Source organism: Cylindrospermum stagnale PCC 7417 (genome assembly GCF_000317535.1).
Taxonomy (GTDB): Bacteria; Cyanobacteriota; Cyanobacteriia; order Cyanobacteriales; family Nostocaceae; genus Cylindrospermum; species Cylindrospermum stagnale.
In genome coordinates, this window is sequence record NC_019757.1 from 2,908,766 (window position 1) to 2,922,068 (window position 13,303).

General features: G+C 40.6%; 12 protein-coding genes. 7 read left to right on the forward strand and 5 right to left on the reverse strand.

Features of this window, described 5'->3' with window-relative positions:
* Nucleotides 1–55 precede the first annotated feature (55 nt).
* Nucleotides 56–457 (forward strand): ribosomal maturation YjgA family protein, encoded by a 402-nt coding sequence (locus CYLST_RS11760; RefSeq protein ID WP_015207944.1) that lies wholly within the window; start codon nt 56–58, stop codon nt 455–457.
* A gap of 91 nt (nt 458–548) precedes the next feature.
* Here CYLST_RS11760 and CYLST_RS11765 read toward each other — a convergent pair whose 3' ends face one another.
* The 5 genes from CYLST_RS11765 to CYLST_RS11785 form a co-directional block, all read right to left on the reverse strand.
* Nucleotides 549–1,151 carry a cytochrome c oxidase subunit 3 gene (locus tag CYLST_RS11765; RefSeq protein ID WP_015207945.1) on the reverse strand — a complete coding sequence of 201 codons (603 nt, stop codon included), beginning with the start codon at nt 1,149–1,151 and terminating at the stop codon, nt 549–551.
* A 64-nt stretch (nt 1,152–1,215) separates the two neighbouring features.
* Nucleotides 1,216–2,883: a cytochrome c oxidase subunit I gene (ctaD, locus tag CYLST_RS11770; RefSeq protein WP_015207946.1), complete on the reverse strand. Its 1,668-nt coding sequence runs from the start codon at nt 2,881–2,883 to the stop codon at nt 1,216–1,218.
* Between the two features lie 121 nt (nt 2,884–3,004).
* On the reverse strand, nt 3,005–3,919 hold the full coding sequence (locus tag CYLST_RS11775; RefSeq protein ID WP_015207947.1) for a cytochrome c oxidase subunit II: 915 nt from the start codon (nt 3,917–3,919) through the stop codon (nt 3,005–3,007).
* 93 nt (nt 3,920–4,012) lie between these two features.
* Nucleotides 4,013–4,630, reverse strand: coding sequence for a DUF2231 domain-containing protein (locus tag CYLST_RS11780; RefSeq protein WP_015207948.1), 618 nt, complete (start codon nt 4,628–4,630; stop codon nt 4,013–4,015).
* Nucleotides 4,627–5,127 (reverse strand): DUF2231 domain-containing protein, encoded by a 501-nt coding sequence (locus tag CYLST_RS11785; RefSeq protein WP_015207949.1) that lies wholly within the window; start codon nt 5,125–5,127, stop codon nt 4,627–4,629. The genes CYLST_RS11780 and CYLST_RS11785 overlap by 4 nt, the downstream gene beginning before the upstream one ends.
* A gap of 883 nt (nt 5,128–6,010) precedes the next feature.
* Between CYLST_RS11785 and ovoA the strand changes: the two genes are divergently transcribed.
* The 6 genes from ovoA (at nt 6,011) to CYLST_RS11815 (ending at nt 13,300) form a co-directional block, all read left to right on the forward strand.
* The gene (gene ovoA, locus CYLST_RS11790; RefSeq protein WP_015207950.1) at nt 6,011–7,369 is read left to right on the forward strand and encodes a 5-histidylcysteine sulfoxide synthase; all 1,359 of its coding nucleotides are present in this window, start codon (nt 6,011–6,013) and stop codon (nt 7,367–7,369) included.
* 83 nt (nt 7,370–7,452) lie between these two features.
* Nucleotides 7,453–8,427, forward strand: coding sequence for an L-histidine N(alpha)-methyltransferase (gene egtD / locus CYLST_RS11795; protein WP_015207951.1), 975 nt, complete (start codon nt 7,453–7,455; stop codon nt 8,425–8,427).
* 42 nt (nt 8,428–8,469) lie between these two features.
* Entirely contained in the window at nt 8,470–9,591 is a 1,122-nt protein-coding gene (locus tag CYLST_RS11800) for a mechanosensitive ion channel family protein (protein WP_015207952.1), read from the forward strand.
* 166 nt (nt 9,592–9,757) lie between these two features.
* Nucleotides 9,758–10,252, forward strand: a complete 495-nt coding sequence (locus CYLST_RS11805; protein WP_015207953.1) for a DUF427 domain-containing protein — start codon at nt 9,758–9,760, stop codon at nt 10,250–10,252.
* A gap of 127 nt (nt 10,253–10,379) precedes the next feature.
* Complete coding sequence (locus tag CYLST_RS11810) at nt 10,380–11,741, forward strand: MurL C-terminal domain-containing protein (RefSeq protein WP_015207954.1); 1,362 nt, start codon at nt 10,380–10,382, stop codon at nt 11,739–11,741.
* The gene (locus CYLST_RS11815; protein ID WP_015207955.1) at nt 11,738–13,300 is read left to right on the forward strand and encodes a radical SAM protein; all 1,563 of its coding nucleotides are present in this window, start codon (nt 11,738–11,740) and stop codon (nt 13,298–13,300) included. Before CYLST_RS11810 ends, CYLST_RS11815 begins: the two co-directional genes overlap by 4 nt.
* The last annotated feature ends 3 nt before the right edge of the window (nt 13,301–13,303 follow it).

Sequence of the window (13,303 nt, forward strand, 5' to 3'; positions counted from 1 at the left end):
AAATTCTTAGTACAAACGCATCTGCATAGCGCTGCTGGTGCAGCTATTCTAAATAATGCCACTACTTACAAACATTCGCAGACGTTCCGTTCTTTCTCTGGCTATTATTCTCCCCATTGGACTTTTATACAGCCACTATCGCCATTCTATTTGGTGGTTGAACCAAGAGGTAGGAGGGATTTTTTATGAGATATTTTGGTGCTTGTTCGTCTTTCTATTTATTCCCACTCGCCGAGCAGTTTGGCAAATCCCTTTATGGGTATTAGTAATTACTTGCTTGTTGGAGTTTATGCAATTGTGGCATCCACCATTTCTAAATTGGGTACGTTCATTTTGGTGGGGAAAAATGTTAATCGCTACTACCTTCACTTGGGCAGATTTTCCCTATTATTTTATTGGAAGTGGCTTAGGATGGCTATGGTTGCGGCTGATAGTTTGGGGAGCGAAGCTAAATTAATTTAGCAACTAGACATTTAAACATTTTTCTAAATTAGAAATTATCAATAATAAGACAAATTGCAAGATGGGCATTGCCCACCTTACAATATTTACTGCCAAACGTAAATGAGGAGAAACAAAACAATCCAAATAACATCGACAAAGTGCCAAAACAACGAAGTTGCATTAACGCCGTAGTGACTTGTTTCGTAATTACCAGGAATGAAAGAACGCACCAAAATCATTAACTGCAACAACACACCGGTGAGAACGTGCAAACCGTGGAAACCTGTTAACAGATAGAACATTCCACCGAATGTCCCAGAAGTGAAGCCAAATTCTAGATGACTCCATTCAATCATCTGCCCAAGTAAAAAGTAACTGCCCATCGCCATTGTTGCCAACAGATACAGACGAAACCCCTTTAAATTGTGGCGTTGGAGTTCCCGTTCTGCTAAATAAATCACAAAACTACTGGCAACAAGAATAACTGTGTTGATTGCCGGTTCTTTAATTTCTAAACCGGAAACACCAGCCGGCAGCCAGTTAGGAGTTGTGGTTTTGTAGATGATATATCCGGCGAAGAAGCTGAGAAAAATTACACTTTCAGAAAGTAAGAAGACGATGAAGCCAAACATTTTATTGCCTTCTTCATCATGTTCATGTTCACCACTTGCGTGATGTAATTCTTCGGGAATTAGAGAACTGTCCATTGGGGGAATTTTCCTTTACCTTGGGTGAAGTTGGAAACGCAAAGGTTACGCAGAGAAAATTCCTTTATGCGTGGCTTTCAAGGTTAGCTGTTAAGGGTTCAGATTTGCCATAGCCGTAGGGTTCGCTGAGGATAATGGGGATTTCTTCAAAGTTCTCTACAGGTGGAGGTGAAGAAACTAACCATTCTAAACCAATGGCGCGCCAAGGATTATTGGGTGCTTTCTCTCCTTGCATCCAAGAAATCACCATATTGAAAATAAAGGGTAAGGTGGACATCCCTAAAAGGAAGCCGCCGATGCTAGCGATGATATTCCAAAATGCATATTCTGGCGCATAGGAAGAAACTCGGCGTAACATTCCTTGTAAACCTAAGGGATGCATGGGTAAAAAGTTGAGGTTAGTGCCGATAAATGCTAACCAAAAATGCAATTTACCCCAGCCTTCTAAATACATCCGCCCTGTCATTTTGGGGAACCAGTGATAGATGGCTGCATATAAGCCCATCGTCACGGTACCGTAAAGAACATAATGAAAGTGTCCAACTACAAAGTAGGTGTTGTTAACGTGTACATCAACCGGCACAGAAGAAAGCATGATTCCTGTGATACCGGCGAAAACAAACATTACTAAACCACCCAAAGCGAATAACATGGGGGTATCTAGCCGCAATTTACCGCCCCAGATAGTTGCTACCCAAGCAAATACTTTAATGCCTGTGGGAACTGAGACAAACATTGTTGTCAGCATGAAAATCAACCGCATCCAGCTAGGAGTACCGCTGACATACATGTGGTGTACCCAGACGATGCCGCTGACTACGGCAATCAACATTGATGAAATGGCAACGACTTTGTAGCCAAATAAGGGTTTGCGGGAGTAAACCGGGAAGATTTCTGAGAATATGCCGAAGATGGGCAGAATGATCACATAAACGGCGGGGTGGGAGTAGAACCAAAAGTAATGCTGAAACATGACTGGATTTCCTCCCTTGGAGGGATCAAAAAAGCCAGTACCGACGGTTAAATCAAGGAGTAACATGACTGCGCCAGCTGTCAGCGCCGGTAGTCCGAAAAGTTGGATTATTTGAGCGCTAAATACTGCCCAAACAAATAGGGGCATTTTGAAAAAGCCCATACCAGGGGCGCGCATTTTGACGATTGTCGTCACAAAGTTGACTGCCCCCATAATTGAGGACACGCCGGAAATTGCTACCGCTAACAACCAGATAACTTGACCATTAATCAAGTTACCTGTGGGGTTTTGTAAGCTTACTGGTGGATAAGACCACCAACCTGCTTGGGCTGGGCCACCGGGAACTAAAAAGCTACCCATTAACAAAATTCCCACTACCGGCACCATCCAAAAGGCAACGGCATTTAAGCGGGGAAATGCCATATCTCGTGCCCCAATCATTAAGGGGACTAGATAGTTAGCTAAACCAACTAATGAGGGAAATGTCCATAAGAACAGCATGATGGTGCCGTGCATGGTGAACATTCCGTTATAAACGGTGCGGTCGATTAAATCTGATTCGGGTGTAATTAGTTCTCCCCTAATCACCATCGCGAACATCCCGCCGATGAGAAAGAAGAGGAATGAGGTAACGAGGTATTGGATACCAATTACTTTGTGGTCAATGCTAAAGCTGAAGTATTCTTTCCAGTTGCCTGGAGGTTGATGATGTGGCTTTTCACCATCAATACTTATGCTTTCAATGGGAATATTAGTCATCGAATTTTGGATTTTGGTTGACTGATTTTAGATTGGTGAAAAAAGTGGTAGTCAATTTTAGATTCTGAATTTTGGATTTTGGATTTTTTTATTCCAAAATCTAAAATCGGCAATCCAAAATCTAAAATTGGTTGACCAGGGGAGGTGCGGCAGGTACAACGGTGGCCCAGCCTGTTTTTACTTTTTGACTGGCTGCTTGGGCATATTCCGCCGCTGCTTGATTGTTTGCGGGAGTTAGCTTTTGGGTTGCAGCTTTTGCTAACCACTGCTGGTAATCTTCGGGTGATTGGACGACTACATTTGCTTGCATGGTGGCAAAGTAGGTGCCGCTATATTGGGAGTCGGTGAGTTGGTATTCACCGGGGCGGATGGGTGTGAATTCAAAGTCAATAGTTTGGTTGGGAACTATGTCTTGTTTGAGGCGGAATGCGGGGATGTAGAAGCCGTGGAGTACGTCTGCTGATTGCAAAGCTAAACGAATTCGGCGATCGCTAGGTAGATGCAATTCTGTACTTGTGACGTTATTCTCTGGATAGTGGAAAACCCAAGCCCACTGTTTAGCCAGCACGTCAATTTTTTCTACAGGTTCGGTTACAGCTGCCTCTTTGGGGGCTGCTAATGCTGTTTGTGTAGCGATGGGGTTGTGTACATGGAGATGTTCGGCTGGCCCTTGAATTCCCATTTGGTCATAGACTTGATAGCTATAACTAGCAATCCACAGCACTAACATGATGGGAATGGCTGTCCAGACAACTTCTAGGGTGACATTACCTTGAATTGGGGGGCCGTCGCTGAAGTCATCTTTAGCCGCGCGATGGAAAATCAGGGAATAAGTGAGAGTGGCTGTCACTCCCAGAAAGATGAAGGCACCTAAAGTAACTAAGAAACTCAGCAAATCATCAATCAGTACAGATTCGGCTGCGGCTTGGGGGGGAAGCCAGGAGTAAGCTTGTTTGCCTATCCAGAGACTGATGACTGTAATTGCGATCGCACCGACAATCAAGGTGGCAATATTTAAAGTCTTTCGGAGTGTCATGTTAGTCGTTGATAATTGGTGATGAGGTGATTGGTAATTAGTGACTGGCAAAAAGGAAAAAACTCTTACCCATTACCCATTACCCGTTACCCATTACCTGAGGGTTTTGTTCAGGTCTTGGCCCAATCGCAGCAAACTATCTGCTGTGTTGTGAACGCCAAACTCGGCGGCTAATTGCGCTCCCAGTGTGCCGTGGATATACATAACCAACATCACAGTCACCCCTGCAAGCAGATAACTCCACTGCACTTGTCTATCTACTTGGTTGCTGATTTCCCGACTCCACACAAAGCGCTGCCATCCTCTCCAGACAGTCATGCCAACAATTACTGCTAATAGCAAAACGCCGATTACACCATGCCAAATCATGGTTTCCATTGCCTGAAATCCCCAGGCACTCTTAACATCAGTCGGTGGGGTAGCTAGCAACATTTCATAAAAACCAGCCGCCACCGTGAAAAAGGTGATGATGGATGAAGCCAGCATGTTGTACCAGCCAACTTCAAAGAAATAGGCACGTTCAACAGAAATTGCCAAAAATTTGAAGACCCATTTTTCCAAGGGGAAAAGAACACCAACGATATCAAAAAGAATCGCAATAATGAACAAACCCAAAGTCAAATGAACTAAGTTGGGATGAATGGGAATAGTGTAAGGTAGTCCGTTTGCACCTAGTTGGTTGCTTAATTGGTCAATTAGTTCTGAATTCATGGCAAAAGACCGTCCTTTATTGCTTCCACAACTGGTACGGTATGCAGTCCATACACCCACACAAGCTGATCACCGAGATATACTTGAAAGCCAACAATTAAAGTTAAAACTAGACCCGCTGCCATATAGTGAACTGGTAATTTGTGTGGGTTGCGGGTACGAAGTACATAGCGCCACGCTGTAATTGCCGCGAGTATTCCAGAAATCGACCAACCCATCAGGGTGTGTACATTTAGCACTGACTTTGCCAAGTCGTAAGGTTCTGCTAAACCCGCTTCAAATTGACCAAAAATAACGGCAACAAAGACAGCGAGTGTGGCAACACACAAATTCCACCAACTCACTTCAAAAAGGTTAGTTCTGCCAGTGAAATAACCTACTAAATCACAGAAAAAGGCAAATATTACCATCGCAATTACGAAGTGAACAACGATGGGATGAAGCGTATCTGGGTAGGGTAAGTTGTGGTCGTTTAACGACGTAAAAAGACTTTGCATAATTCTCTCCTAGACATATATGATACTCCTAGACGGAACTTGAATAAGCGATATAAACCCGCTAATATCACTACTAGCATTTACATCTGACTGGATTCTGTTCAATATCTGCGCGTTGCGATTCAATTCAGCAAGTGTCAGCTTTTGGTGACTAAATGGGGCGAACTTGCTGCAATTTATAGTGAATGATTTTGGTTCAAGTTGTTTCCTCATGCCAATATTCTGCAACAGCAATTTTTGATGTAGCTAAATTAAATTGCTGTTGCTTGTTTGATTTACTAGCCCTATCTTTTAGCTTAAGTAAACTTTTGTGAATTGTCAAAAAAATAAAGGTTAAGCCTTTAAAATTAGTTAGTTAGCAAAAAAAGAAATTTCAAAATGTAACTATTTTTGCTTTCTTTAAATATTATTAAATAAAAAAAATAATTTTAATGCTAAATATTTAACATTAATGAATTAAATGTTTGTAATTTAAATTACAGAAGTTTACAGGTTTTCGGATTATGTGCATAAACTTAGCGACAGAATAATTTTTGTTTTTGGGAAAATTTATGAATTATACATTTTGCATTTGATGCATAATTTATACTCCTGTGACAAAAGATTTAAATAAATTATTTTCAAACATCGATAACTCGCTAAAAGCTTTGTTAAATAAAAGTCCCATATTATTCTCTGGCTAGAGTAAAAAAAGGGGTTAATCGGTTCCCATTACCACATTATTGCTGTTTGCTACACAATTCTTACTTTAACTTTGTTGTGGTTAAAATGCTAAAATTCTTAAAATTTGGTTAAATTTTTCAAAATATCAGCCATATGGGGTACTTAAAGACATAGAGTACGAAATGTATAATTGCTCTGAGTACAAAATTAAATAAATGTCATGGGTATAGTTCCAACGATAGATAAACTGACATCCGCTCAAGTCCTCAGACTAGATGATTGCAGTTCACAAAGCTTACTCAACTACTTTGAAAATTCCTGGGAACTTGAAGAGAAACTCATGAAAAGTTTGGTCGGGGAAGATACTTTCTATCTTAACCCTGATCCTTTAAGAAACCGTCTAATTTTTTATCTTGGTCACACATCTGTTTTTTACATCAACAAGTTAATTAGCGTTGGTTTAATAGAAAAGCGAATTAATTCACAATACGAAATTCTCTTTGAAATCGGAGTTGATCCAGAAACACCGACAGAACTCGATGCAGCTATGCAAGGAGTTAACTGGCCAGATGTCGGAAAAGTTTGGCAATATCGAGACAAAGCACGGGAGGCCATCACAAAGGTTATTCAAAAAACTTGCCTAAATCTCCCCATTGATCAACAGCATCCTTTTTGGGCTTTGCTGATGGGAATAGAACACAGTCGGATTCACTTTGAAACTTCTTCGATGCTGCTGCGTCAATTGCCTGTTGATCGCCTAAAACGCCCCCAAGGCTGGAATTACGCACCTAGCTATGGTGACACTCCCAAAAATCAAAAGTCAGCAATTCCGGGGGGTGTGGTGCGACTGGGTAAAGCCAAGGATGATCTTACTTACGGTTGGGATAGCGAATATGGCGATCGCACAATTGAAGTGAAACCGTTTTTAGCTAGCAAGTGTCTAGTCACTAACAAAGAATTTCTAGAGTTTGTCCAGCAAGATGGCTACAACAACCCCGACTACTGGAATGCTGAATCTGCGGCATGGAAACAACTCTACAACGTCCAACATCCCAAATTTTGGCTACCCATCCCAGATGGCTACCGCTATCGAGCTACATTCGACGAAATCGACTTACCCCTTGACTGGCCTGTAGAAGTCAACTACTACGAAGCGATCGCATTTTGCACTTGGAAAGGCAGAGATATCCGCTTGATGACCGAAGCCGAATGGAATCAAGCCTTACTCACATCCGAGGGAAACCACTTATCAACTAACCATAATCTCAACTTACAATTCATTTCCCCTAGTCCAGTAGGAATGTTCAAACCAGCAAACAGCGCTTCTGGTCTTTATGACCTGCGCGGAAATGTTTGGGAATGGCTAGCAGACACCTTCAACCCCCTACCAGGATTTCAACCCCATCCACTCTACCAAGACCAAGCAGCACCCTTTTTTGATAGCAGACATCAGATGATGCTCGGTGGTTCTTGGGCTAGTAACGGTTCAATGGCATTACCATCCTATCGTAACTGGTTTCGTCCGTACTTTTATCAGCACGTCGGTTTTAGAACTGTTCAAGATTTGAATCCTATGTAATTTACATTTTTTTCACCTAGAGTCGCTCCAGAGAATTAAAGAGTCAGGATTTTCTAATATCAAACAATAGAAGGAATGAAAAAATGCTAATTAAACCTTTGACAATTCTTGATGAACACTATCAAGATTTAAACAATGATGGTGCCGATATTATTCAAAGATTAACCCAAACACCAAAGAGTTTACCACCCAAATATTTTTATGATGATCATGGTTCTGAACTATTTGAAAAAATCTGTGAGTTACCTGAATATTACCCCACACGCACAGAAGCATGGATTTTGAGCCAATATGCCGATGAAATTGCTCAAATTACAGGCTGTTGTGAACTAGTAGAATTAGGTAGTGGCAGTTCTACTAAAACTCGTCTTTTATTAGATGCATATCAAAAAATTGCCGATTCTTGTAGATATCTACCCATTGATGTTAGTGGGGGAATTCTCAAAACCAGTGTCCTCCAGCTACAAAAAGAATATCCTGATTTCTTGATTCATGGATTACTAGGAACTTATGAACAAGCCTTAACTCACCTAGAATCTAACTATTTTCAATCACGAATGCTATTTTTTCTAGGAAATTCAATCGGGAATTTTGCCACACAAGAATCTGACCAGTTCTTGAGCCAAATTGCTCACACTCTAAAACCAGGAGACTACTTTCTACTCGGCATTGATTTGCAAAAACCAACAGAAATTTTAGAAGCAGCCTATAACGACATTCAAGAGGTAACGGCTGCTTTTAATTTGAATATGCTCTCTCATTTAAATTGGCGGTTTCAAGGTAATTTCGACCTCAATTTATTTAGACATCAAGCAATTTATAATCAAGCTGATACTCAAATTGAAATGTATCTCCATTGCCAAGAGAGTCATTTGGTATCCCTCGATGTTCTCAATTTAAAAGTTTCCTTTCAAGCTGGAGAAAGCATTCTCACAGAAATCTCTCGCAAGTTCGATTTAGTAAAATTGCAAAAACAACTTGCAGACCAAGGACTGAAACCATTGAAAGTTTGGACAGATACTCAAAAGTGGTTTGGCTTAATTCTTTGTCAAGCTTAATGGCTTTTTATATCACTAAAAAAAATCACTCTCAGGGTTACTATGCCAGAAATTTGGAACGCGCTAAAAAATATCAATTATTCAGGCATACCAATTGCTAAAATCCTTGTTATCATTGTCATCCTGACGCTAACACAGGCTTTAAGGCGGTTTTTGGTTGCCGGAATCATTAAAAATATCGAGCGCTTCACTAACAAAACTGAAACTAAATTTGACGATGAGTTGATCGAAATTATCAAACCCTCCTTAAGCTGGATGATTCTCATTAGTGGACTGTGGCTAGTCAAGGAGATTCTGGCAGAAAATATTGGACTGCAATTAAGCGAAACAATCACTAGAATTCTCAACTTAATCGTTGTTTTCATAGTAGCTTATGTGATTTATCGAGCCTCTTCAATTCTTGGGCAGATAATTGCTAACATGGTGCTGCACACAGACACTGAGCTTGATGAATTACTTAGGCCATTGATGCCGAAAATTTTTCAATCGGCAGCAATTGTCGTCATCACAATTAAGGTAAGTGAGATATTTTTAGGACAATCAGCAGCCGCACTTGTTGGTTTACTAGGTGGTGCTGGGATCACTATAGGGTTGCTGTTAAAAGACATTGTTTATGACTGGTTTTGCACACTAATTATCTATTCTGATAATCTCTATAAAGAAGGTGATTGGGTAGGAATATCAGGAATAGATGGTTTTGTGCAAATCAAAGATATTGGCTTTAGAACCACAAGCTTGCATCTAGCTAAATGGGGCTCTATTCTAAAAATGCCCAACTCTCGGATGATTTCTGGAATTGTGGAGAATTGGTCACAAAATCCGGGTGACGAACTAAAATGGGGACTGAATTTAATTCTCCGCATTGACGGAATTTCTGCACAACAAACTGCCAGAATTTGCGATAGTATTCAAGAATTACCAAAACAGATTCCTGGCTTTTCTCCATCTTGTACAGTGCGATTCAAAAAAATTGAACAAAATGCCCGCGTCATCGAAATTATGGCTTTTGTTAATGATGACAATCTTTACTTTACGGCAGAGAGAGAATTAAATCTAGCCATACTAGAACTCTTGGAAACAGAGGGCATCGATTTCTTGTCTGTAGAACTACAAGCCAACCCAGAGAGCTATAAACCAAGCAGACAAACAGCCGACAAAAATTGAAGACTAAATTCATGTGATTTTTTGCACATTCATAGCATTTTTCAAGAAACTTGTATAACATTACTAACAGACAAAGCTCCCACAAGCTGACAGTCAATCAAGTAAGTTACTGAATAGGTGATCGCTTGCATCAACTCAAGACCTTTAAATTAGGAGATTACTAGCAATGAAAACCAATCCTATCCCCCCACAACCAGGTCAAGAATCAGTTTGGGATTATCCCCGTCCTGCTATTTTACAAGATACCAATAAACACCTGAAAGTTATTTGTAACAGCATCGTTTTAGCAGAAACAGACAGAGGTAAAAGAGTCTTAGAAACCAGTCACCCTCCCACCTATTACTTTCCCCCTGAAGACATTAAACTAGAACATCTAATCGAAACACCGAAAAAAGGTTTGTGTGAATGGAAAGGTCGATATCAATATTATGATGTCCGCATTGGTGATAAGTATATAAATTATGGTGCTTGGCGATATTTTGACCCCACACCAGATTTTTTGCAGATTGGGGAATACTACGGTTTTATTGCCGCTTTAATGGATGCTTGCTATGTCAATGATGAGCTAGTTACGCCTCAATCTGGTGATTTTTATGGAGGATGGATTACCGCTGATATTGTTGGGCCATTTAAAGGTGGTGCTGGCACATGGGGATGGTAAATGGGACAGTTAAATTAAAAGGAAGTTCGTAGTAAGGACTTTAGTCCTTAATATCTTTGTAGAGAGCGATAAATCGTTCACTACAAACAAATTACCATTTTAAATTCAACTATCTCTACCTACTTAAATGATGAAAATTGAAGTAATTAAAATAGATGAGTTGAAAATCCATGAACATCATTTAGATATTATCTATAGTGCAGATAAATTTAAATTCTGCACTAAAGTTTTCTATCATGATGTTTCATTTTCTGCGCTCAAGATAAAGTATCCTCAAAAACTTATCGAGGGCATTGCTGCTCATATTGCCTTATTTGAAGGCATGAAATTATGTTCATTATTTCCTAAATATTACGATATTTCGGTAATTGCTGAACATCTAGAAAAGCCTGTTTTAGACTTATTTGGCAAGATATACCAAGGAGTATTTGCTCAACATTGGTATGAAAATAATGTTAGCGATTATCAACAACCAGAAATTATCTATTCACAAGTTAGTTTAGAAAAAAGCAATCCTTTCCCCATATTAGGGGACAATTCTACCATCCTTGCGGGTTGTGGCGGTGGTAAAGATAGTATTTTAGCTATGAAAATGTTGCAAGAAGTAGATATTCCTTTTGCTTCAATGCAATATTCTCATAGTGTTTATGGTAAAGCTGATATTCAGCATAACTTAATTTCTGGAGTGCTAGAACATGTTAAGCCAGTTAAAAACCATAAAATTTCAATTTACGATGATTTTATTGATTTTCCCTTTCTCCAGCTATATTTTCCTGAAAATTCAGGAATTACTGTCCCGGAAACTCCAGTTTCTATCTTTGAATCCTTATTTATCATGCTGGATGGAGGATATCATTATTTATCTCTCGCTCATGAGAAAAGTGCTAATACTGGAAATTTGTTTTGGGAGGAATTAGGGCTAGAAGTTAACCATCAATGGGGGAAAAGTTTTGTCGCTGAACAAATTTTAGACCAATTTATTCGAGAAAACCTTTTATCTAATTTCCAATATTTCAGCCTTTTACAACCTATCTACGACTTCCGTATCTTTAAAAATTTTAGCAAATATCCCGAAGTTTTACCAAAAATTCATTCTTGTAATATTCAGAAGCCTTGGTGTAAGAAATGCCCTAAATGTGCTTATGTTTGGGTAGGATTAATGGCATTTTTTCAACCGGATATTGTCGATGCAGTTTTTGAGGTAAATTTGTTTAACGATGAAGATTTATTAACTACATTTCGGCAAATGGTAGGCTTAACTAAGCATACTCCGTTTGAATGTATCGGCGAAATTGATGAAAGCCGATTGATGATAAAAAAATGTTTAGAGAAAGGTTTATCGGGTAAAGCATTGGATATGTTTGCTCAAGAAATTTTACCAGACCCTGCAATTAATTGGCAAAAACTTGAAGCAAAATATGACCGTGTTTACCAGACAGAACACTCTATTCCAAATTGGTTATTCACTCAAATTGAGGGGAATTTATGAGATTAACATCTAACAATACTCCGACAATTGGACTGATTGAAGTGCCTGCTCTAGGACTATATGATCCAGATGGACACAACTGGACGGCGCTATATAGACGTAACACTTTACTGAGCAAGCAAGTTTTGCTGGCAGATTTGCAAGCGGGTGGGTTCGATGCCAGACTAGTTAACCTCAAAGATGGCGATCGCAGAGAACCATTCGGAGAAGTAACTTGGAAAGGCATGAAGTTGACCAAAGCCTATGTAGGGCAGCGGATTTTCGATCTCGATCCTCAAACCTATGATGCCTGGGGAGTAACAGTTAACTTCACCCAAGAACGCCAAGTAACCTGTATGGTAATCGCTCATCTTGCCAGTAAAGGCAAGCCAGTGGTTGTAGGTGGTTCCGATGCCATTGCGGAACCCAAACACTACTTAGAAGCAGGGGCAACAGCCATAGTGATTGACAAATCTGGTGCAGCCAATTGGCCGATTTTTGACTACGTACTGGGGCGGACTCCACGAGAGCCGCTTAGTGGTGTGATCTTGGCTGATGGTACTTATTATCCAGTGCGTACTAAAGCCATGAGTCCAGATGAGTGGGCAATACCATCAGTGGAAGTGGCCAGGCAATGTTTGGGTACAGAATACTCAGAGGAGCCTTTTATCGAAAATTTAGTACCTATAGGCTCGGTATATCCTGACATTGGGTGCGATCGCAAATGTGACTTTTGCCAGACTCCAACTTACACATCAGGCTATCGGCGAATGTCCCCGGAAACAACCCTCAAATGGATTGCGCGTCAGAAAGAAGCCGGGGCGCGTTGCACAGTCATGGGTTCCGATCAATTCCTCGGCCGCGTTCTCTTTCCAGGGGGTAAAGAAGAAATTCTAGAGATTACCACAGCAGCAAGAGAGATGGGAATGCCGCTGTTGTGGCCCAATGGTTTAGAACTGAGAAAGGCAACTTTAGGCAGGGGACGCAACTATGAGCATACTGACCTCACACCTGATGAAGAACTGATCGAAGCACTTTGGGGTTGGGATGGCAAAGTTGGCGGCTTTCTGGGTTACATTCCCGCTGAACGTCCAGTTTTTGGCAGAGAATCCTATAGCAAGCTTCTCCCCTGGAAACAGCATTGTGAAATGATGCAACTAATTGTCCAAGCTGGTCTACCCGTGATTGTCTATGGTCTAATCATTGGCTTTCCCGATGACAACCACGAGAGTTTACTCCGTCTTGAGGAAGCAGTCTTGGAACTTCATCAGCAACTCAGGGCGATTAATCCAGCACTGGAATTTCAAGTAGCAGCCTATTCTATCTCCCCCATACCAGGAACACCCCAAGGTGAGAACATCCGCAAGTCCGGTTTGTTGCGCTTTGATGATCCCTCTATTATCGGCGGGTTCTGGACACCAAGTTGCGATACCCAGCATCTCAGCTACGAAGATATTTCCGAGTGGCAATTTCGTTTGACTAAAATCGGTAAAGCCGAGTCTAAATTGATCAACTATCACGGGGGATTAACAAAGATATCTACTGGTGCTAAACAAAGAACAAGTGACGCAAAAGTTTAACTA

What these genes read in the sequence shown, in the direction of transcription:
- CYLST_RS11760 (WP_015207944.1), top strand. Translation starts at nt 56, where the DNA reads ATGCCACTACTTACAAACATTCGCAGACGTTCCGTTCTTTCTCTGGCT.
- CYLST_RS11765 (WP_015207945.1), bottom strand. Translation starts at nt 1,151, where the DNA reads ATGGACAGTTCTCTAATTCCCGAAGAATTACATCACGCAAGTGGTGAA.
- ctaD (WP_015207946.1), bottom strand. Translation starts at nt 2,883, where the DNA reads ATGACTAATATTCCCATTGAAAGCATAAGTATTGATGGTGAAAAGCCA.
- CYLST_RS11775 (WP_015207947.1), bottom strand. Translation starts at nt 3,919, where the DNA reads ATGACACTCCGAAAGACTTTAAATATTGCCACCTTGATTGTCGGTGCG.
- CYLST_RS11780 (WP_015207948.1), bottom strand. Translation starts at nt 4,630, where the DNA reads ATGAATTCAGAACTAATTGACCAATTAAGCAACCAACTAGGTGCAAAC.
- CYLST_RS11785 (WP_015207949.1), bottom strand. Translation starts at nt 5,127, where the DNA reads ATGCAAAGTCTTTTTACGTCGTTAAACGACCACAACTTACCCTACCCA.
- ovoA (WP_015207950.1), top strand. Translation starts at nt 6,011, where the DNA reads ATGGGTATAGTTCCAACGATAGATAAACTGACATCCGCTCAAGTCCTC.
- egtD (WP_015207951.1), top strand. Translation starts at nt 7,453, where the DNA reads ATGCTAATTAAACCTTTGACAATTCTTGATGAACACTATCAAGATTTA.
- CYLST_RS11800 (WP_015207952.1), top strand. Translation starts at nt 8,470, where the DNA reads ATGCCAGAAATTTGGAACGCGCTAAAAAATATCAATTATTCAGGCATA.
- CYLST_RS11805 (WP_015207953.1), top strand. Translation starts at nt 9,758, where the DNA reads ATGAAAACCAATCCTATCCCCCCACAACCAGGTCAAGAATCAGTTTGG.
- CYLST_RS11810 (WP_015207954.1), top strand. Translation starts at nt 10,380, where the DNA reads ATGATGAAAATTGAAGTAATTAAAATAGATGAGTTGAAAATCCATGAA.
- CYLST_RS11815 (WP_015207955.1), top strand. Translation starts at nt 11,738, where the DNA reads ATGAGATTAACATCTAACAATACTCCGACAATTGGACTGATTGAAGTG.